Annotated in this window: 21 protein-coding genes; 16 read left to right on the top strand and 5 right to left on the bottom strand. The window is 61.9% G+C overall.

Annotated elements, in window-relative coordinates; translation table 11 throughout:
* The first annotated feature begins 83 nt into the window (after positions 1 to 83).
* On the top strand, positions 84 to 1079 hold the full coding sequence (locus K3U96_RS21710; protein WP_069403267.1) for an alpha/beta fold hydrolase: 996 nt from the start codon (positions 84 to 86) through the stop codon (positions 1077 to 1079).
* Between the two features lie 277 nt (positions 1080 to 1356).
* Complete coding sequence (locus K3U96_RS21705) at positions 1357 to 1977, top strand: TetR/AcrR family transcriptional regulator (protein WP_220691046.1); 621 nt, start codon at positions 1357 to 1359, stop codon at positions 1975 to 1977.
* Between the two features lie 74 nt (positions 1978 to 2051).
* On the opposite strand, the gene K3U96_RS21700 is transcribed toward K3U96_RS21705, so the two are convergent.
* Positions 2052 to 2819 carry an IclR family transcriptional regulator gene (locus tag K3U96_RS21700; RefSeq protein ID WP_268928455.1) on the bottom strand — a complete coding sequence of 256 codons (768 nt, stop codon included), beginning with the start codon at positions 2817 to 2819 and terminating at the stop codon, positions 2052 to 2054.
* 177 nt (positions 2820 to 2996) lie between these two features.
* Positions 2997 to 3311, bottom strand: coding sequence for a bifunctional 3-phenylpropionate/cinnamic acid dioxygenase ferredoxin subunit (locus K3U96_RS21695; protein ID WP_205870924.1), 315 nt, complete (start codon positions 3309 to 3311; stop codon positions 2997 to 2999).
* A gap of 368 nt (positions 3312 to 3679) precedes the next feature.
* On the opposite strand from K3U96_RS21695, the gene K3U96_RS21690 reads away from it, so the two are divergent.
* The 6 genes from K3U96_RS21690 (at position 3680) to K3U96_RS21665 (ending at position 9988) form a co-directional block, all read left to right on the top strand.
* Positions 3680 to 4828, top strand: a complete 1149-nt coding sequence (locus K3U96_RS21690) for an LLM class flavin-dependent oxidoreductase (RefSeq protein ID WP_220691044.1) — start codon at positions 3680 to 3682, stop codon at positions 4826 to 4828.
* A 210-nt stretch (positions 4829 to 5038) separates the two neighbouring features.
* On the top strand, positions 5039 to 6394 hold the full coding sequence (locus tag K3U96_RS21685; protein ID WP_230982235.1) for an aromatic ring-hydroxylating oxygenase subunit alpha: 1356 nt from the start codon (positions 5039 to 5041) through the stop codon (positions 6392 to 6394).
* A complete protein-coding gene (locus tag K3U96_RS21680) occupies positions 6391 to 6936 on the top strand; it encodes a 3-phenylpropionate/cinnamic acid dioxygenase subunit beta (RefSeq protein ID WP_220691042.1) in 546 nt (181 codons plus the stop codon). Before K3U96_RS21685 ends, K3U96_RS21680 begins: the two co-directional genes overlap by 4 nt.
* A gap of 28 nt (positions 6937 to 6964) precedes the next feature.
* Positions 6965 to 8062, top strand: a complete 1098-nt coding sequence (locus tag K3U96_RS21675) for a VOC family protein (protein ID WP_220691041.1) — start codon at positions 6965 to 6967, stop codon at positions 8060 to 8062.
* A gap of 7 nt (positions 8063 to 8069) precedes the next feature.
* Complete coding sequence (locus tag K3U96_RS21670; RefSeq protein WP_220691040.1) at positions 8070 to 8780, top strand: antibiotic biosynthesis monooxygenase; 711 nt, start codon at positions 8070 to 8072, stop codon at positions 8778 to 8780.
* 167 nt (positions 8781 to 8947) lie between these two features.
* Positions 8948 to 9988 (top strand): cytochrome P450, encoded by a 1041-nt coding sequence (locus K3U96_RS21665; protein ID WP_230982234.1) that lies wholly within the window; start codon positions 8948 to 8950, stop codon positions 9986 to 9988.
* Here K3U96_RS21665 and K3U96_RS21660 read toward each other — a convergent pair.
* Positions 9981 to 10952 (bottom strand): aldo/keto reductase, encoded by a 972-nt coding sequence (locus tag K3U96_RS21660; protein WP_220691039.1) that lies wholly within the window; start codon positions 10950 to 10952, stop codon positions 9981 to 9983. The genes K3U96_RS21665 and K3U96_RS21660 overlap by 8 nt on opposite strands.
* A gap of 128 nt (positions 10953 to 11080) precedes the next feature.
* Positions 11081 to 12121 carry a VOC family protein gene (locus K3U96_RS21655; protein ID WP_220691038.1) on the bottom strand — a complete coding sequence of 347 codons (1041 nt, stop codon included), beginning with the start codon at positions 12119 to 12121 and terminating at the stop codon, positions 11081 to 11083.
* 237 nt (positions 12122 to 12358) lie between these two features.
* On the opposite strand from K3U96_RS21655, the gene K3U96_RS21650 reads away from it, so the two are divergent.
* The 8 genes from K3U96_RS21650 to K3U96_RS21615 are packed head-to-tail and all read left to right on the top strand — an operon-like array spanning position 12359 to position 21906.
* Complete coding sequence (locus tag K3U96_RS21650; RefSeq protein ID WP_084222883.1) at positions 12359 to 13096, top strand: MlaE family ABC transporter permease; 738 nt, start codon at positions 12359 to 12361, stop codon at positions 13094 to 13096.
* Positions 13096 to 13965 (top strand): MlaE family ABC transporter permease, encoded by an 870-nt coding sequence (locus tag K3U96_RS21645; RefSeq protein WP_064928191.1) that lies wholly within the window; start codon positions 13096 to 13098, stop codon positions 13963 to 13965. The genes K3U96_RS21650 and K3U96_RS21645 overlap by 1 nt, the downstream gene beginning before the upstream one ends.
* A gap of 5 nt (positions 13966 to 13970) precedes the next feature.
* Complete coding sequence (locus K3U96_RS21640; RefSeq protein WP_220691037.1) at positions 13971 to 15188, top strand: MCE family protein; 1218 nt, start codon at positions 13971 to 13973, stop codon at positions 15186 to 15188.
* Positions 15185 to 16225, top strand: coding sequence for an MCE family protein (locus tag K3U96_RS21635; protein WP_220691036.1), 1041 nt, complete (start codon positions 15185 to 15187; stop codon positions 16223 to 16225). The genes K3U96_RS21640 and K3U96_RS21635 overlap by 4 nt, the downstream gene beginning before the upstream one ends.
* Positions 16222 to 17673 carry an MCE family protein gene (locus tag K3U96_RS21630; protein WP_220693633.1) on the top strand — a complete coding sequence of 484 codons (1452 nt, stop codon included), beginning with the start codon at positions 16222 to 16224 and terminating at the stop codon, positions 17671 to 17673. The genes K3U96_RS21635 and K3U96_RS21630 overlap by 4 nt, the downstream gene beginning before the upstream one ends.
* Positions 17670 to 19229 (top strand): virulence factor Mce family protein, encoded by a 1560-nt coding sequence (locus K3U96_RS21625; protein ID WP_220691035.1) that lies wholly within the window; start codon positions 17670 to 17672, stop codon positions 19227 to 19229. Before K3U96_RS21630 ends, K3U96_RS21625 begins: the two co-directional genes overlap by 4 nt.
* Entirely contained in the window at positions 19226 to 20356 is a 1131-nt protein-coding gene (locus tag K3U96_RS21620) for an MCE family protein (protein ID WP_220691034.1), read from the top strand. Before K3U96_RS21625 ends, K3U96_RS21620 begins: the two co-directional genes overlap by 4 nt.
* A gap of 2 nt (positions 20357 to 20358) precedes the next feature.
* Positions 20359 to 21906, top strand: coding sequence for an MCE family protein (locus tag K3U96_RS21615; RefSeq protein ID WP_220693632.1), 1548 nt, complete (start codon positions 20359 to 20361; stop codon positions 21904 to 21906).
* Positions 21907 to 21935: 29 nt separating this feature from the next.
* Here the strand turns inward: K3U96_RS21615 and K3U96_RS21610 are convergent, their stop codons facing one another.
* The gene (locus K3U96_RS21610) at positions 21936 to 23762 is read right to left on the bottom strand and encodes an acyl-CoA dehydrogenase (RefSeq protein ID WP_220691033.1); all 1827 of its coding nucleotides are present in this window, start codon (positions 23760 to 23762) and stop codon (positions 21936 to 21938) included.
* Between the last annotated feature and the right edge of the window lie 14 nt (positions 23763 to 23776).

Genomic DNA, 23776 nt, shown 5'->3' with positions numbered 1-23776 from the left:
ACGGTCCTGGCCATACTTCACTTGGTTGATTCAGCTGTTTTGCTTCTATTTTGTCGTGCAAGCAGATTCGAAGGACGTCGAATATGGCACTGACCCAGGATGGGATCATGGAAGTCCCGGGATTGTTGAGCCGGTACGTGCGACTGGCCAGTGGTTGCAAGGCGCATTACGTCACCGCTGGCGAGACGGGTCCCTCCGTGCTGCTGTTGCATGGCGGTATTCCCGGGTCCTCAGGCATTGCCGGTTGGCGGTATATGGCCCCATTTCTGGGGGCCAACGGCTTTCGCGTCTACTGCCCCGATTTCCCGGGCTACGGGCTTACCGGGCAGTACGAGGATGCCTATCCACCCGACGAGGCGGGGCATGTCGATTTTCTGCATGACTTTGTCACGACGATGTGTCTGGATAAGTTCCATATCAGCGGCAATTCGATGGGGTGCACGAACTCCGTTAATTACGTGACTGCCCATCCCGAACGGATCCTGAGCTACGCGCTGATCGCCGGAAGCATCGGAGACATCGTTCCCACCGCCGAGTTGATCGGCCGAGATAGCAGGTCTGCTTCAGAACGGCCCAACCTCGCAGCATTCGACGGCAGCGCCGGCTCCATGAGAGCTTTGATGGAAGCCATCATCTTGGATCCGTCGAAAATCACCGACGACCTCGTTTCGATGCGCACCACAATCGCCAATATGCACTCCCCGCACTACTTGGAGAAACGGATGCACGCGGCGATGGGCCAGGTCGCTTTGGACAGCGCTCTTCGGCTCAGCACCAAGGGACGCTTCGACAAGATGACGATTCCCGGAATCTATCTATACGGCACCAAGGACGTGCTCTTCCCGCACACCGTCGCCGGATATGCCCAGGAAGACGCATTGCCAAATGTGCAGTTCTTCTACCCTGAGGAAACCGGCCATCAGGGCCAGACCGATCAGCCGGAGCTGTTCAACAGGGTCTTCTTGGAGTTCTTCCGCGATGGAAAAGTCACCTGGGAAACCGCGCAGGCAGCCGGCATCTCCACCCGCCGTCCCGCGTTACCCGGTCTGGTTTCGCTACCCGACACCGTCACCGCCTGAACGCCCTCGTGCCGCAGTCGCTGGACTGTGCGATCGGTTCCGGCTTCTGGAACGTCAGCGTTGCTTGAGGAGCTCCGATGAGATTTCCTGGGTTGGATTTGGAGAAGCAAGCACGCAGTTACTATCTTGATCCTGTTAGAGGAATTCGCCACGGACGCGACGTCAATGATATCGATATCAACCTGGTCCACCCATAACCAGAACTTGGCTCTCAGCCAGGACCACCGGGTCGACGACGGCCCGTGTCCCACGGCGCTCCGCTCAGCACTTTGAGGCGATGCGCGTGACACGTGGCAGCGAACAAGGCAACGAGGACAATGCTTCCCGCGCGAAGAAAACCTCGGACCAGACCCGCAGGGATCTTCTGATCGCCGCTGGACGGCGATTCGCACGAGCCGGCTATAGCGCCGTGCGACTCAAGGACATCGCCGACGACGTCGGAGTCACCGCGCCTTTGGTGATTCGCTATTTCGGGTCCAAAGAAGCTATCTTCCGCGAAATTATCACCGCCCAAACGGGTCTCGAAATCGAAGCCGCTGACCTCGACGGACCAATCGAGTCCCTCGGCATCCGGTTGGCCCGCACCTTTGTCGCGTACTGGGTAGATCGCGACATCAACTACCCGGCAATCGCGCTAATTCGTTCCCTTGACTTCGAAGACGGTAAAGAGCTGTTCGAGGCCCAATTCACAAAGCGACTCGTCGAGCCGCTTGCCCGTGTCCTGGCCGGTCCAGATCGGAACCTCAAGGCAAGGCTGATTGCGTCACAGGCGATGGGAGTCTTCCTTTTTGGATTGGGAACAATCCTGGAACCGGATGTCAGGACGCTCAGTGACCGCGAGCTAAGCCGCCTCGTGACGCTGCATGGAGCGGCGCTGCAAGCCATCATTGACACCTGACCTCACCCGCCGCCCGTAAGAGCTATCCCAGCAGCGTGCAGGTGAGTCGACCGGCCGAGGACCGAACTGCTCAGCTAAAGGCTCGCCGACGTCAGCCGCGACCCGAGAGCTGCGGACGCCTCATTCAACAGGGAAGCAAAGCGGCGCAATTTCAAGCGAGGCACCGACGATGTGATGGACAAGGCGCCGATCGGGGTGTTGTCGCGACGGTGCATGATTGGAACTGCCACACAGACCAGTCCCGGCCGAAACTCTTCGATCTCGACAGCGACGCCATCGTTGCGTGCCCGTGCCAGATCGCGTCCCAACAGATCCGGGTTGACGATAGTCCGGTGGGTAAACCGTTGCAGTGTCCCCGAAATCACCTGATCCATAGCCTCATCCGGCGAGTGCGCCAACAGTGCTTTGCCCAGGGCGGTGCAGTGAGCCGGCCGGCGTGATCCGACGGCAGTCGGGCACGGCGTGGCGTAATGCTGAAACAACTTCTCGAGATAGAGCACCGAGCCGTTGTGCAACACGGCGAGGTGGACGGTCTCGTGCGTCTGTTGCGCGAGCTCGACCATGAACGGAACCGCGGTCTCCCGGAGCCCACCGGGCCGACACGCTGCCACCAGGTTGCCAATCTCAAAGGCGTGTTCGGACAGGGCGTATCGATCGCCGATCCGCTTGACGTAATTCTGCTTGACCAGAATTGACAGTAGCCGGTGTGCGGTCGACTTGGGCAGATCGGCACCCGCTGCCAGTTCGCTCACGCCTAGCACGGAGCGGGGACCCGCGAACGCGTCCAGCAACGCAAGTGCTCGACTGGACGAGCTGCTCTGCGCTGTCGAAAGACAATCCATCATGATCCTCGTTATCGACTCGAACCCGATGTAAACGGCGGTTCAATTGAAGGTATAGCCGACCCGCGAGGATGTCAATGGCCCGATCAGCAACTACGCAAACATTCGCCGGGCCACGCGTCGGCGCAGCTCAGCGCCGCGATAGCAGGTGTGCGGCGGCTTGCCGGCGAGGTGGCCTCACGGGATGTCGATGAAGACTTGCCCGTTCTCGACCTTCGTCGCGTACGTAGCCAGCGGCTCCGTGGCGGGCGGGTTGAGCGCTTTACCGGTGCGTAGACAGAACCGCGCCATGTGCCACGAGCATTCGACCTCGGCGCCTTCGATGTAACCGTCCTCGGCCAGAGAGGCTTCGGCGTGAGTGCACATCTCGCCGGTCGCGAGAAATTCGCCATCGATGTTGAACACCGCGATAGGAGCGTTCACGTCGACGCTCAACGCTTCCCCCGGGGCGATGTCTTCCGCGGCGCATACCCGAATCCAAGTCATTGCCATGAGGAAATCGCATTGTTCGATCGGATGAAATCACGATGTTCCGGCGAGCGGAACCCCACCAAGGGACTGCAAGCTTAGGCGCGAGTGTGCGACATCTGCGCCCGGCCTTCACCAGCCACACGGGCGCGCAGTTCCGTTCGGTGGAACGCGATGCTTCCGCCCCCGAATGGGAGTCCTTACGCTCTCCCCGCATGCCCTGTTAGACGGGCGATGCGCTGGAACACGAACACGCTCGAGCCGCTCGAGTATCGAAGCGACGCGGCCCGCCAGCAGCCATCGCGCTGGACGGTCGGTCCTGCCGGCGACAGACAGCTTCTGGCATTCACACATGCATTCGCAGTCAGACACCATCACGGAAAGGGCAGACGATGGCCAGATTTCGGGTGGGCGTGATGGACCCAATTGTTGCGGCTCGCCGAACGGCTGGTGGGGCTACGCGGGCGAATTATCTGGCTGCACTCGCTAACGGCGTCGACTCGTTTTGGGTTCCTGACCACTTGAACGCGGTATTCCCACGGTCGTTGTGGAAGCAGAAGTATTGCGGGGCAACGAGGCTAATACCATCGATTGACGCAAGTATGGAGCCGTGGACCATGCTCGGCCACATCGCCGCCCGTAACCGACTCGGTCGGATGCGTCTGGGCGTGGGTGTGACCGACACCGGTCGACGCAACCCGGCCATCACCGCACAGGCTGCCGCGACACTTCACCTACTGACCGGTGGACGGGCGATTCTTGGGATCGGCCCGGGTGAGCGAGAAGGTAGCGAACCCTACGGTGTCGACTGGTCCACGCCGGTCGCACGGTTCGAGGAGGCGATGGCCACCGTTCGCGCACTGTGGGATTCGGGTGGCGAACTCGTCAACCGGGACTCGCCCTACTTCCCGCTGCGCAACGCACTGTTTGATCTCCCGCCCTATCGCGGGAAGTGGCCCGAGATCTGGATCGGAGCCCACGGACCGCGCATGCTGCGCGCGGCAGGACGCTACGGAGACGCGTATTTCCCAGCGTTCCCACACCGTCCAGAAGATTACGCGCAACGCTTGGAAGCCGTCCGGACGGCGGCCTCCGACGCCGGTCGCGACCCGATGTCCATCATCCCGGCCGTGGGTCTGTTCGTCATCACCGGTCGCAGCCGGGACGACGTGGATGAAGCGCTGACGTCCGAAGTTATGAAGGCAAGCGGGCTGAATGCCTCTGACGAGATCTTTGTTCGCCACGGTACCCAGCATCCCTTGGGTGCTGGCTTCTCGGGTTCGCAGGATCTGCTGCCCCATGAGATCGACGAGCAAACGGCGTTGTCCCTCGTGGCTGACATCCCAATGTCGCTGATGCGGGAAATCTACCTCGCCGGAACACCCGACGAGGTCGTCGAGCAAGCAGAGCAGTGGCGCGATTGTGGAGTCCAATACATGGTGCTGTTCAATCTGAGCATCATGCAACCCAGCTTGCGCAAGGGATTAGCATCGCTGATGCCGTTCAATCAGATCGTCCGGCGGCTCAAGAGGAGCTGGTAAGTCTGCGACGAAATGCGCTGGTTCGCAACGGCATATAGGTGACGGAAAGTTTCCACCAGAAAGGTCGAGCCCAGTTCCACCCGGCGGAACACATGGCTCCCGCCGTCACATGCGGGTACCTAAACTTCAGCGGCATGACGTGGTGGACAGGCGAATCGTTGCACGTTGCCGAACGGTTGATCGGGGCCGCGGGAGAACAAAATGATTGATATGGCCAAGCTTATCGATCCCGCGGCCGGGACGGTGGCTGCGGGTATTTTCGCCGATGAACAGATCTATCAGCGGGAGTTGGAACAGGTCTGGCCCCGTGTTTGGGTGTTTCTCGCCCACGACTGCATGCTTCCCAAACCCGGCTCCTATCTTCAGAACTACATCGGCGAGGACCCGATCTTGGTGGTCCGCCAGAAGGACGGCTCTGTCAAGGCGTTCCTGAATCAGTGCCGGCACCGCGGAATGCGGATATGCCGCGCAGATGCAGGGACCGCTAAGGCGTTCATGTGCTCATTTCACGGATGGACCTATGGCACCGATGGTCAGCTGATCAATGTGCCACACGAAGACTCGGCATACGGCCCGGGATTCGACCGGTCACGTTTCGGCGCAGTGATGGTGCCCCGGTTGCGCAACTACAAGGGGTTCTGGTTTGGCTGCTGGGACAAAGACGCCCCCGACCTGGTCGAATATTTGGGTGATGCGGCCTGGTACCTCGATGGCTATGTCGACCGCTGGGAAGGCGGCGTGGAAGCTGTCGCGGTTCACAAATGGGTTCTGTCGGCGAACTGGAAGTTCAATGTGGAACAGCCAACCAGCGACATGCAACACGCCGAAATCACCCACGTGTCCGCGGTCTATGCGATGGCCAACGGTGAAGTCGTGGTGCCAACCGGCCCGGAAGGTGTCCTGGAACTGAAGGGGCGTCAGTACTTCACGCCGTTTGGACATGGCGGCGCGTGGCTGGACACCGACGAGTCCACACCAGGCTTCGAGACTCCAGAACTCATCGCCTGGGAGAAGGCGAACAAGGACGCGATCGTCGAACGTCGCGGCAGCTTCCGGTCCATCCGGCCCGCCGGCCACTCGAACATCTTCCCGAACTTCATGTATCTGGGGAACGGCACCATGCGGGTCACCCATCCCCGGGGACCGGGGGAGATGGAGATTTGGGCCTGGACGTTCGTACCCAAGGCTGCGCCGAGCGAAGTCAAGGAAGCAATGCGCATCGACGTGATGCGCACGTTCTCGCCGGGAGGAATGTTCGAACAGGACGATGCCGAGAACTGGCATGAGATGCAGCACATCCTTCGGGGGTCGAAGGCGCGTGCCCAACGATTCAGCTACCCGATGCGCAACGTCGCCCCGGCTGTCGATCAAGATGGATATCCCGGTGCCACAACCGCACATCCGTTCTCTGACAACGCCGCGCTGAACATGTACGACTTCTACGCCGACCTCATGTCGGGGATGAACTGGGACGACATCAAAGCCAAGCGAGCGGTATCGCCGGACAAGACAAGCTGCGTTCAAGGCAGGCCCGCCGACGAGGTGCGAAATCAGGGCACCGCATGACCTCGACGCACGCGACCATGACGACCGTCGACTACGCCACCAAGGACGCGATCCGCGACTTTCTCTACTATGAAGCCGAACTGCTCGATGACTTGAGATTCGGCGAATGGCTGGGGATCCTCGACGAATCCATCATGTACTGGGCCCCCGTGCGAACGAATCGAACGTTCCGCGACAGGGAGTTCGAGTGGCAAGAGTTCGGGACTTCGGCGTACTTCGAGGAAACCCATGAATTCCTCGAGCAGCGGGTTCGTCGCCTGGAAACGCACATGGCTTGGGCCGAGGAGCCGGCGTCGCGCACGCGGCATCTGATCACTAACGTTCGTGTCGCGGCCGAAGCAAACCCCGGAAGCTACCGGGTGAAGTCCAACTTTCTCGTCTACCGGAGCCGCGGTGAACGTGACCAGGACGTCATCACCGGAGAGCGCCGTGACGTCCTTGTCAAGGCTGACGATTGCCCTGCCGGATTTCGGCTCAAGCATCGCGAAATCCGATTCGACATGTCGACGATCCTGGTCAAGAACCTCAGTAGTTTCTACTGAGCAATCACCGCACTGAAAGTGAAACACGATGAAGCCCACTAAACTTGTGAAGGTCGGGGTTGTTGTCCGAGATCTCGACGCCGCCCTCGACAGCTACGCCAAGGTCTTCGGCATCGACTCGTGGGTCGTCAATGACTACACCGACGACCGGCTGTCGAATATGGTCGCTCATGGCCGTCGCTCTGCTGGTACGTTCCGGTCCGCCGTGGGTGACACCCGGCCACCGGGCGAGGGCTGCACACCCCTCGGGGCGCCGTATCGTCCCGTCACTTTCGAACTGGTGCAGCCTGTCTCAGGTGAATCTGTCTTCAATGAGTTTCTTCGGACCCGAGCCGGGGAGGGAATCTGCTTTCTGACCGTGCAAGCGGATCGGCCCGAGGACAGCGCAACCGACGCGATTGACCAGCACTTCGCCGACCTCCGAATCGCTGACTCCTTCGCATTCACGGTAGATGGGCGAACGAAGCGCCGGTTCTGGGACACCCAGCGACACCTCGGCGGGTTCTTTCTCGAGGTGTTGACCGAGGACCTCGAGATTGACGGTCAGCACCTTCGCCCGGCCGCAGCGTCGTCCGCTGGTGGGCCGACTGTTCCGGTCCAAGGCGTCTCACATTTCGGTGTGGTGGTTCCGGATGTTGTCGCCGTACTTCCGAACTACAGCCGCATCTTCGGAATCGACCAGTGGGCGATGCAGAGTTGGGAGACCGAACCCGGCAGGTTAGACGCACCGCACTACCGTGGCGAGGCCGTGAACCACGCATACTTCACCGGCACCGGCATCGGTGAAGATTTCGGCTTCGAAGTGATTCAGCCGACATCGGGGCCAAGCCACTACGGCCAAGAATTCATGGCTCACCGGGGTCCCGGAATTCATCACATCCTGACCTATATGACCGACTCGGAGCAGGATTGGGCGACCGTCGGGCAATCCTTCGAAAAGGCCGGCGCAGAGGTTTGTATGGGGTCGGAAATGGGCCACGGGGCAGGAGTGTTCGCCTACCACGACACCTTTGAGCAACTACACGGCTTCCTCGTCGAAACGGTGCTGGTGCGCCCCGAACTCGCCGCCGGCGCTCCACCGCCGTTCGACTACGTCGTCAACTTCGCCGAGACCGTTGGAGTGTGAGGCTGACATGCTCAGGGTGCTCCATGAATATCAGGCTGGCGACCATACGCAGTTACTCGAGGAAACGACTCGCATGCGTGGTGAAGTCGGTTGCCGGAGTGCAGAACTCTACCGATCCATCGGCAGCGCAGCGAGCTTCGCGCTCGCTACCGTGTGGGAGGATGAGCCGGCATACTGGCGGTGGTGGGCCGGTGTCGTCGGAGGGTCATATCCCAACCTGTTCTCATTGGTTTCCACGGGCCAGCCCAGTGAGTTCTACCACCAGCAGGGATTCCAGCTGGCTGACTCTGTCTGGGCGCCAGCTGATTTAGACGAAGGAGCTCGCAAGATCTTCTGGCCGGCACGCGGACCGGTGCGGATTATCATCGAAACGGCATTTGAGGCGTCGGAAGCGTTGCGCGGTGGACTGCTCGCCGATGTCGCGGAGACCAGAAGGGAGCCGGGATGTGTGGCATACGACTGGTTGGAAAATGTCGAGCTCCCCGGCCATCTGCTGCTGCTGGAATTATGGTCTGACCAGGTGATCTACGACCGTCATTGGGCGATACGGCTGAGCACTGCGGGTTTCCGTGGCAACCCTCCGCCGATGGTGGCACCGCAGCGCGGTGCCTTGACCGCGGAGTTCTACCGCCACCAGCAATTTCGTCATCAGTACGACCGCTGGATGCCTGATGAGGTGTCGTTGTATGCGACTGCCGTCAGCTGGCCGGCGAGCTAGGCCTGGAGAGCACGTTGCCTATTTCTCGGCCGCGGCGACAACACCGCCGCCCGCAACTCGACATCGACTTGAGCAGCCGTGAGAGTCTGCGTAATCCACAACAAACCTATCGCGCGATCCGGGAGGCTGGTTCGGTCGTCTGGTTGCCCCGTCACCGAGTGTGGGCGATGGGCAGGTTTGCCGATGTCCGCTCGACGCTGAAAGATGACCAGCGCTACAGCTCGAGCAACATCTCGTTGAACCCGATCCTGAATCCGCTTGCGCGGCAAGGCACGTTGGCCAGCGACGGCGAAGCTCATACCCGGCGTCGCAAGGTCTTGATGCATTCACTTGCTGCCAAGGCGTTGGTCGATGCCGAACCGATCATCGACCGGACAGCGGACGCGGTCGTCGAGGATCTTCTCACCAGGCCCTCATTCGACGGTGTGCAGGACTTCGCAGCTCGTCTCCCCGTCAGCGTCGTCGCCGACCTGGTCGGTATTCCGGTGACAAGCGACCAGCTGCTGCGATGGGGCAGGGACATCTTCGACAGCAATGCGGGCATCCGAAATGTGCGGGGATGGAAAACGTCGCTCAGGTCGTTCAGCGTGTTTGTCTATACCGCACGCCTACGAAGGTCGCAGATGCGTTCCAATGGCTGGGCCGCCTCGGTTCTGGACGCTGCCGACCGAGGCGAGATCGGTCCTATTGAAGCCAGAAATCTGATCATGGATTTCGCGATTCCCAGCCTGGACACCACGTTGTTGGCCACCGCCGAGATGCTGTGGAGCCTCGGCCGTCAGCCCGAAGCGTGGCAGGCCCTGCGTCGTCAACCGGAACTGGTGCCTGCCGCGGTGATGGAGTCGGTCCGCCTCGCATCGCCGGTGCGATTCTTCGTCCGCACTGTCACCGAGGACCACGATATCGACGGCGTCGCCCTTCACGCCGGCGACCGCATCGCCACGATTTTCGCCTCGGCCAATATGGATGACACCCAGTTCCCCGAGCCGGAGCGGTTCAGCCTCGAGCGTCGCGGCAGCCACGTCGGGTGGGGGTTCGGGGCCCACGCATGTGTGGGAATGCACTTGTCGAGAATCGAAATGACTGCACTACTGCGCGCGATGCTTCCACGCGTCGAACACATCGAAGTGTCAGGAGCGCACCGGCTCCTGAACAACGGGCTTCAGGGCTACTCGCGATTTCGCGCGGCGTTCAGACCGGTCAGCTGACCTGTCCGATCCCGTCCATAACCGTCAACTGCCCGGCATCCAGCTCAACAGCCATAGCCGCGACGCTGCGCTCCAGCTCTTCGGCTGTCTCGGGACCAACGATCGCGCTGGCGACCGCGGGCCGCGACAACAGCCAGCGGATCGCCAGATGAGCTGGTGCATAGCCCCATTCAGTGGCGAGGAGTTGAAGTTTCGTCGCGGCGTTGCGCTGGTCAGGGGTGTAGTCGAACGGCAAACCCCACCGCTTCAGGCCGCTGTAACGACGGTCCATCACCTCGGTACCAGCCAGCGCCCCACCCGCCAACGGGCTGAAGCACGTTAACGATAGGTTTAAATCTAGTGCCGCAGGAACCACGTCGGCCTCGACCTCACGCTGGAGCAAGTTGTACCACACCTGGTTGAGAACTGGTCGAGCGAGGTGGTCGCGGTCGGCGATCATGACGGCCTTCGTCATTTGCCACCCGGGGTAGGTCGAGAGCGCGACGTAGCCCACCTTGCCTTGGTGGACAAGGTCGTCCATGGCTCGCAATGTCTCATCGAGAGCGGCTTCCTGACACGGATGGTGTAGGTGGTAAATATCGATATGGTCGGTACCGAGTCGACGCAGGCTCTGCTCGGCCTCGCGCATGATGTGGTACCTGCTCAGCCCCGCATCGTTCACGCCGTCACCCACCGGTTCAGAAACCTTGGTGCAGATGACTACGTCATCACGCAGGCCTTTGACCGCGCGGCCGAGCAGCTCCTCTGCATGGCTACGCTGCGCGGCCGCCGGAAGGCCGTCGCGATCGAAGGCCGCCCGATTCCCATAGGTATTTGCGCAGTCGAAGAGGTTGATACCCAGCTCCACCGCGGTCCGGACGACGGTATCACAGGCGTCTTCGGCCGGTGCGAGCCCGAAAAGCGCTGTTCCCAAGGCGATCCTGGACACACGCAGCCCGGTTTGCCCGACCAGCGCATACTGCATCTTCTAACCTTCCCGCTGTGGCTGAGCGTCGAGCGTTGTGCACCGCGTGGCCTGTGGCTACTCCGGAACCTTGCCTGACAGCCTCTTTGGCATCCCGGCGACCTGCGTGGCTGCCGATCTCAGCCGCATCATCCGACCGACGGCTGCGCCGGCATAGAATCGATGATCTGCTGCATCGGATCACTGCCATCGGGCAGCCGGTGGCCCCAGAAGCTGATTTTGTCGTAGTAGCCGATGGTGTGGGTGGTGTCATCGACCTCGCGGCCACCACACGCGTATTCGATAGCCAACCCCGACGGGCTCGAACAGTAGAACGACAGCATGTGGTCATTGGAGTGCCGGCCGAGGCTGAGCTGGAGGGCGCCGGCATCCAGCACTCGGTCTAGCGCTCTGCCCACGCTGTCGATGTCGCTGACCTGAAGCATGATGTGTTGCAGCGCGACCGGCATTCCCATGGATCCGCTGAACGCAAGAGAGTGATGCCGGGAGTTCGGTGAGGTGAAGGTGGTCGTCAGCGGACCGACAGTGATCACATCGCTGACCCGGAAGCCAAGCAGGTTGATGTAGAAGTCGTAAGTATCGTCGGGCTCAGGAACCAGAAGCACCACATGTCCGAGGCCTTGCGTGCCAGTGACGAACTGGACGTTGCGTGGCGAGACAAAGTTCGCCTGCTCTGTTCTCGCGCCGTAAAAGAACTCCAAAGGAACACCATTGGGGTCCTTCGCCTGGAACAACTGTAGAACGCGTCGATGTGCAGCCACCTCGGGCGCGTCCTTGACGACTACACCGGCCGCAGCGAGGCGGGACTTGAGATTTTCGAAATCGTCCCGACTCGCTACCTCGAATCCCAGCGCGCCGATCCCACCGTCGACGCCATGCTCGACAGCGATGCGCCAACTGCGCTCATCCAGACGCAGGTACAACGTCTCGAGTTCTGGGTTGGGCGCGGGTTGGCTACCAACCTGCAAACCCAAGACGGACTCGGCGAACTCACGCCAGGCGGTCAGATCCTTTGCCGTTATGACGACGTACCCCAGGGCAGCGACTTCGCTTTTCACCATCCGCCTCCAGTTGTGGTTGATGGCTAGCACCATAAATCGCAAGCGCGCCCCCGCCTCGCAGCCGGTTCCGATAGGCGGAACGCGGCCGATGACCCGATCTGACGGCAAGCTCAATACTGTGGCGGTGGCACAGCTTGGGCAAACGGGTTCACCACTTGGTGGCCTGCAGCGGCGGACAAGTAATCACCGGTCCAATAGGTCGGCAGCTCGGCGTGTGCCTGCCCCCGCAACGTCGTTGGTTTCCGAAGTGCTTGCCGCGGGCTACGTTTCGCGTCACGGGCGGCACTCTTGACGATTTCGGCGTTTCGGGAACGTGCCCGCGGTCACGTAGACGCACCTGTGACGATGGTCGGTGGGTTCTTCCGGATGTGCGTCCTGGCCGGAAAGGCGCTCTTCCGCAGTCCCTTTCAGTGGCGCGAAACAGTCCAACAGGGTTGGTTCATCATGAGCGTCGCGATCGGACCGACGATCGCGGTTGCGGTGCCGTTGACGGTACTGCTCATCTTCCTTCTCAACATCCTGCTAGCCGAGTTCGGCGCTGCCGATATCTCCGGTGCGGGTGCGGCGCTGGGCGCGGTCACCCAACTAGGCCCGCTGACTACGGTGCTGGTCATCGCCGGAGCCGGCTCGACTGCGATCTGTGCGGACCTGGGCGCCCGCATACTTCGCGAAGAGATCGACGCGATGGAAGTGTTGGGCATCGACCCCATCCACCGGCTGGTAGTGCCACGAGTCATCGCGGCAACGTATGTCGCCACGCTTCTCAACGCCATGGTGATCACCATCGGACTGGTCGGCGGCTTCATTTTCGGGGTGTATCTGCAGAACGTGTCGGGCGGGGCTTACGTCTCCACGCTGACCTTGATTACCGGACTGCCAGAGGTGGTTATTTCTACTGTGAAGGCGGCGGTGTTCGGGCTGATCGCCGGGCTGGTCGGCTGTTACCGGGGCCTGACAGTTCGCGGTGGCTCCAAGGGGCTCGGCACCGCCGTCAACGAAACGGTTGTGCTCTGCGTGATTGCGTTGTTCGCAGTTAACGTGGTGCTCACCAGCATCGGCGTACGGTTCGGGACGGGGCACTGATGTCGGCCTCCGTCGTACTGCGCGCACGATACCCGCGCGCGGTTGCGCACCTGAACCGCTCTGGCGGGGCGGTGGGCCGGTTTCTCGACAACTCCGGGCACATGGCCTGGTTCACCGTGTCCGGCGTCGCGCAGATTGGCTGGGCGCTGCGCCGATACCGCAAGGAAATCGTGCGGCTGATCGCCGAGGTCGGCATGGGAACCGGAGCGTTGGCCGTCGTCGGGGGCACGGCGGCGATCATGGGTGTGGTGACCCTGGCGGGCGGGTCGCTGATCGCGATCCAGGGCTTTGCCTCCCTCGGCAACATCGGTGTGGAGTCTTTCACCGGCTTTTTCGCCGGGTTGGTGAATGTGCGTGCGAGTGCGCCCCTCATCTCTGGCATTGCGCTCGCCGCCACGGTCGGTGCCGGCGTCACCGCCGAGTTGGGTTCCATGCGGATCAGCGAGGAGATCGATGCCCTGGAAGTGATGGGTATCAGGACGATCTCATTTCTGGTGTCCACCCGTGTCATTGCCGGGTTGGTGGTCATCCTGCCGCTGTACGCGATGGCCCTGATCATGGCGTTCGCCGCACCGCAGGTCGTCACCACGCTGTTCTACGGGCAATCGGTGGGAACCTACGAGCACTACTTCTGGACGTTCCTGCGTGCCGAAGATCTCGGCTGGTCGATCGTCGAGACCGTCATCATCGCGGCGATCGTGATGATCACCCATTGCTTCTACGGATACAACGCCAGCGGCGGCCCTGTCGGGGTTGGCGAGGCAGTTGGCAGGTCGATGCGATCATCGCTTGTCTCGGTGCCGGTCGTTGTCCTGTTGGCTGCGTTGGCGCTGTATGGCGTCGACCCGAATTTCAACCTCGCGGTATAGCCGACATGACGTCACCGACGCGAATCAATACCCCCCGGACGCCACGGCATCGGGTGGCGGGCCTCGTATGGCTGCTGGCGGGCGCACTCGTAATCTCCCTGGTGTACCTGCAGTTCCGCGGCGAGTTCACCGCCAAGATCAAACTGACGATGATTGCTTCGCGGGCGGGTCTGTCGATGGGCGCCGGTGGAAAGGTCACCTTCAACGGCGTGCAGATCGGTCGGGTGGCCAGCGTCTCGGAAACGAACTACGCCGGCGAACCAGCGGCGAAGTTCATCTTGGATGTTTCCCCAAAGTACATCGAGATGCTTCCGGCCAATGTCGGAGCGGACATCGTGGCGACCACCGCGTTCGGCAACAAGTATGTGTCGTTCATTCCGCCCGACAACCCGGACGAAAAGCGGATCACGAGCGGTGATGTGATTGATGCGCGTTCTGTGACTACGGAATTCAACACATTATTCGCCACGATGACCTCGATCGCGAAGAAGGTAGATCCGGTCAAGTTGAACCTGACCCTGAGCGCGGCTGCACAAGCGTTGTCCGGGTTGGGCGATGACGTCGGTGAGGCGATCGTCAATGCAAACGCCGTCCTGGATGAAATCAACCCGAAGATGCCCCAGATTCGTTACAACATCCAGCAATTGGCCAGTCTCAGCGACATATACGCCAACGCGTCGCCGGAGTTGTGGGATTCGCTCGAGCATGCGGTGACCACGGCGCGCACGCTCAACGACCAGCAAGACGATCTCGACGCCGCATTGCTCGCGGCAATTGGCATGGGCAACACCGCCGCCGATGTGATGGAGCGTGGCGGACCGAATCTGGTCCGCAGCGTGACCGATCTGGTGCCCACCGCGCAGCTGCTCGACAAATACAGTCCGTCGCTGTTCTGCACCATCCGGAACTTCGCCGGGGTCTCACAGGCGGCGGAAACTGTGGTCGGTGGCAACGGAAGCTCAGTGCAGGTAGTTGTCGAGTTCCTGGGTTCAGAGAACCCGTGGGTGTACCCCGACAACCTGCCGCGGGTGAATGCCAGGGGCGGCCCTGGCGGGCGGCCGGGGTGCTGGCAGCCGATCACCCGCGATCTGTGGCCGGCGCCGACGCTCGTCACCGATACCGGCGCCAGCATCGCGCCGTACAACCACTTCGAGATCGGACAACCGCTGTTGACCGAATACGTGTGGGGACGCCAATTCGGGGAGAACACGATCAACCCATGAACACCACTCGATCCGCAATCAAGCTCGGCGCCTTCTCCGTGGTGCTACTGCTGGTCACGGCCTTCATCGTGGTGGTGTTCGGGCAGGTCCGATTTGGCCGAACCATCACCTACTCAGCGGATTTCAGCAACGCCAGCGGTTTGCGGACCGGTCAGTTCGTCCGTGCCTCCGGAGTGGAAGTGGGCAAAGTCAAGAGCCTGCGGCTGCTCGACGGCGGCAGGGGGGTGCGGGCGGACATCAGCGTCGACGGCGCGCTGCCGGTGTATCAGTCGACGACAGCTCAGATCCGATATGCGGACCTGATCGGAAACCGGTACGTGGAGTTGAAGCGCACCGACGGTGATGGCGCGGACCGGGTGCTGCCACCAGGAGGACTCATCCCGCTGTCGAGTACTCAACCTGCGCTGGACCTCGATGCGCTGATAGGCGGCTTCAAACCGCTTTTCCGGGCCATGGAACCGGAGAAGGTCAACACCATCGCGTCCTCGATCGTCAAGGTGTTCCAGGGTGAAGGCGGCACCATCAACGACATTCTCCGGCAAACCGCGCAATTGACTGCGCGGCTGGCGGACCGGGACCAGGCGATCGGTGAGGTCGTTAAGAACCTCAACATCGTGCTGAACACCGCCGTTCGCCACCAAGACGATTTCGACCACACCGTCGACAAGTTCGAAGAGCTGATTACCGGGCTGGCCGATCGTGCCGACCCGCTGGCTGACGCGACAGCGCGTATCAGCGACGCGGCAGGCACAGTGGCCGACCTCCTGGCCGATAACCGAGCGGCCGTGCAGGACTTCATCGGCGCGTTGCCTCCCGTTCAGCAACGGCTGATCGATGAGCGGGACCAGCTCGGCGACCTGTTGACAAAGTTGCCCCGGGTGACCGAAATGCTGGCCCGGGTCGGGGGTATCTACGGCGACTTCATGAACTTCTACGTGTGCGACATCTCGCTGAAGCTAAACGGTCTGCAACCAGGTGGCCCCGTCCGCACCGTCAAGATCACTCAACAGCCGACGGGGAGGTGCACCCCCCAATGAGAGCCCTCGAACTTGCCAACCGATTCCGGGTCGGGCTGATGGGCATCATCCTGGTGGTTCTGGCCACCGGCGTGGGCCAATCGTTTACCAGCGTGCCGATGTTGTTCGCGATGCCCTGGTACTACGCGGAATTCGCCGACACCGGTGGACTCCGCAATGGCGACGACGTACGTATTTCCGGCATGGACGTCGGCAACGTCGGGGATCTCGCGATTGCAGGTGACCACATCGTGATCAGATTCACGATCGGCACCCACACCATCGGCGACGAGAGCCGGCTGGCGATCAAGACCGACACGATCCTCGGCAAGCGGGTGATCGAGATCGAACCGCGAGGTTCCCGCCCGCTACGCCCCCACGAGGTACTGCCGCTGAGCCAAACTACAACGCCGTATCAGGTGCACGACGCATTCTTCGATGCCACCAAAGTTGCTGCCGGTTGGGATATCGACACGGTCAAGAGATCGCTGGAAACCCTGTCGGACACGATCGATCAGACCCATCCGGAACTGAGCGCCGCCCTCGATGGCGTGGCCGAATTCTCGAAGACCATCGGTAACCGCGACGACGAGATCAAACTGCTGCTTGCACAGGCCAACAAGGTCGCCGACGTACTCGGTGGCCGTGGCGAGCAGATCAACGCATTGCTGGTCAACGCCGAGACGCTGCTGGCCGCCGTCAATGAACGTGGTCGCGCCATCAGGACGCTGCTGGAGAACGTCAGCGTGTTCTCCGAACAGGTGGCGGGTCTGGTGAAAGACAACCCGAACCTTCATCAGGTGCTCGAGCAGTTGCGCACCCTTAGCGGCATACTCAACGAACACCGCACCGACCTGGCCACCTTTTTGATCGCTGGCAAGAACTACTCCACCGCGATGGCCGAGACGACGTCGTCCGGCCCCTACCTCAGGTCGGTGCTTTTCAACCTGCTGCCGTACCAGATCCTGCAGCGTTTTGTCGACGGGGCGTTCAAGAAACGCGGCATCGACCCCCAAAAGTTTTGGGGCGACGCGGGATTGCCCGCGTTCCAATTCCCCGACCCGAATGGCACGCGGTTCTCGAACGCGGCGCCACCGCCGGCGCCGCCAGTGGTGGAGGGCACCGCAGAGCATCCGGGTCCGGCTGTTCCGCCCGGATCACCCTGTTCATACACGCCGCCGCCCGGCGGCCTGCCGAGCCCGGCCAACCCGCTGCCGTGCGCGCTGCTCAACCAAGGTCCGTTCGGTCCGGTCCCCGGCGGTTTTCCCGTGACAGTCGGCGTCGAGGCCTCACCGCCGAATCCCGATGGACTGCCGCCCACACCGGGGATCCTCAGCGCGGCCGAGCCTGGCGGCGTACCCCCGAATGTCCCGGGCACACCGGTTCCCATCGCACCAGGACCTTTGGGCGCACGCGCGGAGCCGCCAGTGCAGCAGCACGGCCCGCCAACCGGGAGCAGCACCCCATGAGCACCGTCGTCGACACCCCCAAGTTGCGGGCGCCCAAGTTGCCCCGGGCCGGGCTGATCATCGTGGTGCTCGTCGTGACGATGGCTGCGGCGGGGGTGTTCCTTGGCCGGGATGCCTACCGCGGGTTCACAACCAATACCGTCGTCGTCTACCTCGCGGAGGCGAATGCCCTCTATCCCGGAGACAGGGTGCAGATCATGGGCATCGACGTCGGTGCGATCGACGCGATCGAGCCCGACGGCGACAAAATGAAGGTCAGTTTTCACTACAGCAACAAACACAAGGTGCCCGCCGACGCCACGGTCGTGGTCGTCAACCCCAGCCTGGTGGCATCGCGGGTGATCCAGCTGGAGCCGCCCTACAGCGGCGGAGCCGTACTTGCCGATGGCGCCGTCATTCCGATCGAGCGGACCCAGGTGCCGGTCGAATGGGACGAACTGCGCAGCCACGTCAGCAACCTTGTCGAAAAACTCGGCCCCACACCGGAACAGCCCAAGGGCCCGTTCGGCGACGTCCTGGAATCGTTCGCCGATGGCCTTGCCGGTAAAGGTAAGCAATTCAATGAGACGCTGACCAACTTGTCGCAGGCGTTGACCGCGCTCAACGAGGGCCGGGGCGACTTCTTCGCGGTCGTTCGCAGCCTTGCCCTTTTTGTCAGCGCGCTACATCGCAACGACCAAACTTTCGTATCGCTCAACCACAACCTGGCACAGTTCACCGATAGCTTCACCAATTCCAACAGCGAGCTGGCCAACGCGCTGCAGCAAACCGACGTATTGCTGACGACAGCGCGCGAGTTCTTCACCGAGAACCGCGACGCTTTAGCCCAGGGCGTCAACAACATTGCCGAGGTGACGACCGAGATCCTGAAACCGGCCGCGCTGGACGGGCTGGAGACGATCGCGCACACACTTCCGCACGCGGCTGCCAACGGCGCCGCCGTCTATGAGCCGTCGCATGGCGCGTTGACCGGCCAGTTTGTGTTCACCAACTTTGCCAATCCGATGCAGCTCCTCTGTAGCGCCATCCAAGCCGGCAGCCGACTGGGGTATCAGGAATCCGCCGAACTGTGCGCGCAGTACCTTGCGCCGATCCTGGACGCAATCAAGCTGAACTACCCGCCGTTCGGTGTGAACCTGATCTCGACCGCAGCGACGCTGCCCAAGTACGTTGACTACTCCGAGGAGCGGTTGCGACCGCCGCCGGGGTACAAGGACACCACCGTGCCCGGCGTCTTCTCGCCAGATACCCCGTTTTCGCACGGCAATCACGAATCCGGGTGGATCGTGGCACCGGGCATGCAAGGTTTGCAGGTGCAGCCGCACACGGCGAGAATGCTGACTCCCGAGTCGTTGGCCGAGCTGATGGGCGGACCCGACATCCCCGCCCCGCCGGCAGGCCGGAACATGGCCGGGCCGCCGAACGCGTACGACCAGAGCAATCCAATGCCGCCACCGTGGTATCCGCAGCCACTTCCGTCGCCGACACCCCCACCGCCGCATGCTTCGGCGCCATTCGCAGCCGAGCAGCCTTCACAGACAGGGGCAGATGAGTGAGACATCGGTGGGTGGCCAGGCGGGGTGTGGCGCTGCTGCTCGCCGCATTGCTGTTGACATCGTGCGGGAACTGGCGCGGGATCGCCAACGTGCCGTTACCCGGCGGGCCCGGCACCCGAGCCGACGCCTACACGATTTACGTACAGGTGCCGGAAACGCTGGCGCTCACGGTCAACAGCCGTGTCCTGGTGGCCGACGTGTTCGTCGGCCGGGTGCGCGCGATCGAGCTGAAGGACTGGATCGCGACACTGACCCTGGATATGAAGAACAACGTTCAACTGCCCGAGAATGCCACCGCCACGATCGGGCAGACCAGTCTTTTAGGTTCTCAGCACGTGGCGCTGGCCGTGCCGCCAAACCCGTCGCCGCAACTGTTGAAGGACGGCGACACCATTCCGCTGAAGAATTCGTCGGCATACCCGACGGTCGAGCGCACCCTGGCCAGTTTCGCCACTGTGCTCAACGGCGGGGGTATACCGAACTTGGAGGTCATTCAAAACGAGGCGTACAACATCCTGTCAGGACGAGCCGACCAGATCCACGATTTCTTCGCAAAACTGGCCACCTTTACCGCAGAACTCAATCGGCAACGGGACGACATCATCCGTGCGATCGATTCGACGAACCAGCTACTGGCCCGTGTCGCAGATCGATCGGACACACTGGATCGTGTACTCACTGAATTCCCGCCGCTGATCGAGCATTTCGCCGACCAGCAGGGCCTGCTCGCCGATGCGGTCGAGGCGGCGGGTCGAGTCAGCACCGTGTCTGACAAGACAGCATCTGACGCGCGCGCAGACCTGGCTCTGGTGCTTCGACTGCTCCTGCGACCCCTTCGGGAACTCGGCCGGGCTGCGCCGTACTTGATTGACACGCTCAAATGGGTCTTTACCCAACCGTTCCCCGTCGATACTGCAGAGAAAGTCCTGCGCGGTGACTACACCAACATCTCGGCGACATTTGATCTGACATTGAGCGCGATCGACAACGCGATGCTGACTGGGACTGGATTCTCCGGCGCGCTGCGCGCACTCGAACAATCCTGGGGCCGGGATCCGAGCACGATGATTCCCGACGTGCGTTACAACCCCAATCCGGCCGATGCCCCGGCGGAAAGGGCTGAGTGACGATGTTGACGCCACTGGTAAAGCGGCAAATAGTCTTCTTCACCGTCCTCTCTGTCATCGCCTTTGTGATCCTTGGCTGGTACTACGCTCGACTGCCGGCGCTGGCAGGAATCGGTCAATACAAGCTGACCGTGCAACTACCCGCGTCGGGCGGTCTGTATCGCACATCCAATGTGACTTACCGCGGTATCACGATCGGCAAGGTTACTGACGTGCAACCGACTTTGGACGGAGCCCGGGCAACGTTGAGTATTGGCGACCGGTACAAGATTCCGATCGATGCATCGGCAAATGTCCATTCGGTGTCTCCGATCGGTGAGCAGTACCTCGACCTCGTCTCGGAAGGTGACCCGGGAGAATACTTCTCGCCTGGACAGACCATCACGAAGGCGACCGTGCCGTCACCGATCGGGCCGACGCTGGACGCCGTTGACCGCGGATTGTCGGCGCTGCCCGCAGACAAGATCGATTCGCTGCTCGAGGAGACAACGCAGGCAATCGGCGGGTTGGGACCTGCCCTGCGGCGGTTGGTCGATTCGACGCAGGCGATCGTCGGGGATTTCCAGACGAACATCTCAGATGTCAACGACATCATTCAATATTCCGCTCCCATTATCGACAGCCAGGTCAACTCCGGTGACTCGATCGAACGTTGGGTCCGCAACCTTGATGTCTTGGCTGCGCAGACCGACCAACAGGACGCGACCGTGAAACGTGTGCTGGCGCAGGCGGCGCCGGCTGCGGATTTGGTCAACGACGTCTTCAGCGATGTCAGCGAGACGCTGCCGATGACGTTGGCCAACTCAGAGGTCGTACTCGATTTGCTCAAGCGCCATCGCGCGGGTCTTGAGCAGGGGTTGACGCTGCTGCCGGTGGCGGCATCAGGCCAACAAAGCGTTCTGGTGCCCTATCCGGGCAAGGTGGCCCTTGCAGGCAACGTGGGATTCAACCAGCCGCCACCATGTATGACGGGGTTTTTGCCTCCCGCACAGTGGCGTTCACCGGCGGACCTCCGGCCAGAGCCGCCGCCCGTCGACGCCATGTATTGCAAGATTCCACAGGATGCATCCACACATGTGCGCGGGGTTCGTAACATTCCGTGTGCTGACGTGCCCGGCAAGCGCGCGGCGACGCCCCGAGAGTGCCGTGATGAGTCGCCGTACGTCCCCTTGGGAACCAACCCGTGGTACGGCGATCCGAACCAGATTCTCAACTGCCCGGCGCCGGCGGCACGTTGCGATCAACCCGTGCTCCCCGGTCAGGTGATCCCGGCGCCGTCCATCAACAACGGCCTCAACCCGCTACCCGCAGATCAGCTGCCACCGCCCACGCCGCCGGTCAGCGATCCACTCTCACCTGCCGGTACGGGCACGGTCCAATGCGTTGGGCAGCAACCGAATCAGTGCACCTATACGCCAACCGTCCCGGCAGCGGCGTACGATCACTCAAACGCCGTTGTCACACTTCCCGACGGTGCCGTCTACTCGGTCAAACACGGGCAGAATCTGGGAAACCACGGCTGGAAGGCGATGTTGGCGCCCGCCGGTTGAGGCCATCGGCGCCACACCCAAGGGCTGAGTCATAAAGCATCGTCGTCGAGTTCCATGACGGTGGTGTCGATGTTTTCGATGACCAGTCGGTCCGCACCCAGGCGTGGCAGAACCGTCGAGGCGAAGAAGGAGGCGCTCGAGACCTTGCCCCGGTGAAATGCCGTGTCAGCACCCGGGGATTCTAAATTCCCTGATGCCCGAGCGATCTCGGCATTCACCAGGAGCCGCCATGCGATGACCAAGTCGCCGAACGCGTGCAGGAACCGCACGGACACCAAGCCGATCTTGTAGACGGCAGTGGGGTTGTCCGCTGCAGCGGTGAGATACTCCAGCAACGTGTTCAACATCGAACGCAGATCGGCCGCGCCGACGCGCAGCCATCGGCGCTCGACCTCGAAACCATCGTTGAGTCGTGCGAACTCCTCGATCCGGCTCAACAGATGGTCGAATGCGACCGCGTCATCACGGACGATCTTGCGAAAGAAAAACTCCAACGCCAGGATGGCGGTGGTTCCCTCATACACTGAGTCGGCTTTGGTATCCCGAATGTATTGCTCGATCGGGTGATCCTGTAGGTAGCCCGAACCGCCCAGTGTTTGCAGGGATTCAGTCAACATCTCGTAGGCCCGGTCGCCGCTGACTGCCTTCACCACGGGTAGTAAGAGGTCATTGACACGTCGGGCGAGTTCGACCGGAACGCCCCGCACCAACTCGGCGCTGCCGTCATATCGATGCGCAGCGGCGTAAAGGTAAAGCGCACGCAGACCTTCTGCGTAGGCCTTCTGGAGCAGCAAACTCCGTCGGACATCGGGGTGTCGAACGATGGCCACGGGAGGGGCGGAGCTGTCAGCCATCGAAGCCAGGTCGGATCCCTGTACGCGTGATCGCGCGTAGCTCAACGCGTTTAGATATCCGCTGGACAAGGTTCCGGTAGCCTTCACAGCAACGTTCATGCGCGAGAACTCGAGCATGCTGAACATCTGCGCGATGCCGTCACGTAGCTCCCCGGCCAGATAGCCGACGGCTGGGAGCGGTGTTCCGCCGAAGGCCACCTCGCAGGTGGGCGAACCGCGTAACCCCATCGTCTGGTCGACCCGGGTGACGAACGCGCCGTTGCGTGGGCCGAGTTCGGTGGTGTCGGCGTCGAAAAGGTATTTCGGCACGACGAACAGGCTGAGCCCCTTGGTACCCGCTGCTGCGCCTACCGGACGGGCGATGACCATATGCAGGATGTTCTCGGCGAGATCTCCGACGTCGCCCACAGAGATGAACCGCTTAACGCCCTCGATGTGCCACGTGCCGTCGGGCTGGGCGACCGCGCGCGTCCGGACCGCACCGACATCGGATCCGGCATCGGGCTCGGTCATGGCCATTGTCGCCGTCCATCCGCGCTCGAAGCCTGTTTTTGCCCAGCGTTTCTGTCGGTCGTCGCCAATCTGGTACAAGAGGTTGAATATCGGCGGACCGAACGTGAACAAGACTGCTGACGGGTTAGCCGCGGTGATCATTTCCTGCAGCGCCCAGGTCACCGCTGTCGGCGCGGGGATACCGCCCAACTCAGGATCGATACCCAGCCGCCACCACTGGGCGTCCCGCACCGCCTTGATGGTCGCTTTCAGTGCTTCGGGCACGCTGACGGCATGCTCTGTCGGGAGGAATTCACCCGGTGCGCGGTCGCTGGCCGTGAACGAATCGGCGATCGGGCCCTCGGCGAGTCTTGCGACCTCGTCTAACATTTTGCGAACCGCGGCGCTGTCGAGATCGCCGTATGCGCCGGCGTCGAGGACGTGGTCTAACCGCAGTACGTCAAACAAGTTGAAGGCGAGATCTCGCGGGTTCGGGATGTAGTGGCCCATCACGAGGCTCCCTG

This window comes from Mycolicibacterium holsaticum DSM 44478 = JCM 12374 (genome assembly GCF_019645835.1).
Classification (GTDB): Bacteria; Actinomycetota; Actinomycetes; order Mycobacteriales; family Mycobacteriaceae; genus Mycobacterium; species Mycobacterium holsaticum.
The sequence above is the reverse complement of the archived record's forward strand: the minus strand, read 5'-3'. Positions and strand labels throughout refer to the sequence as shown.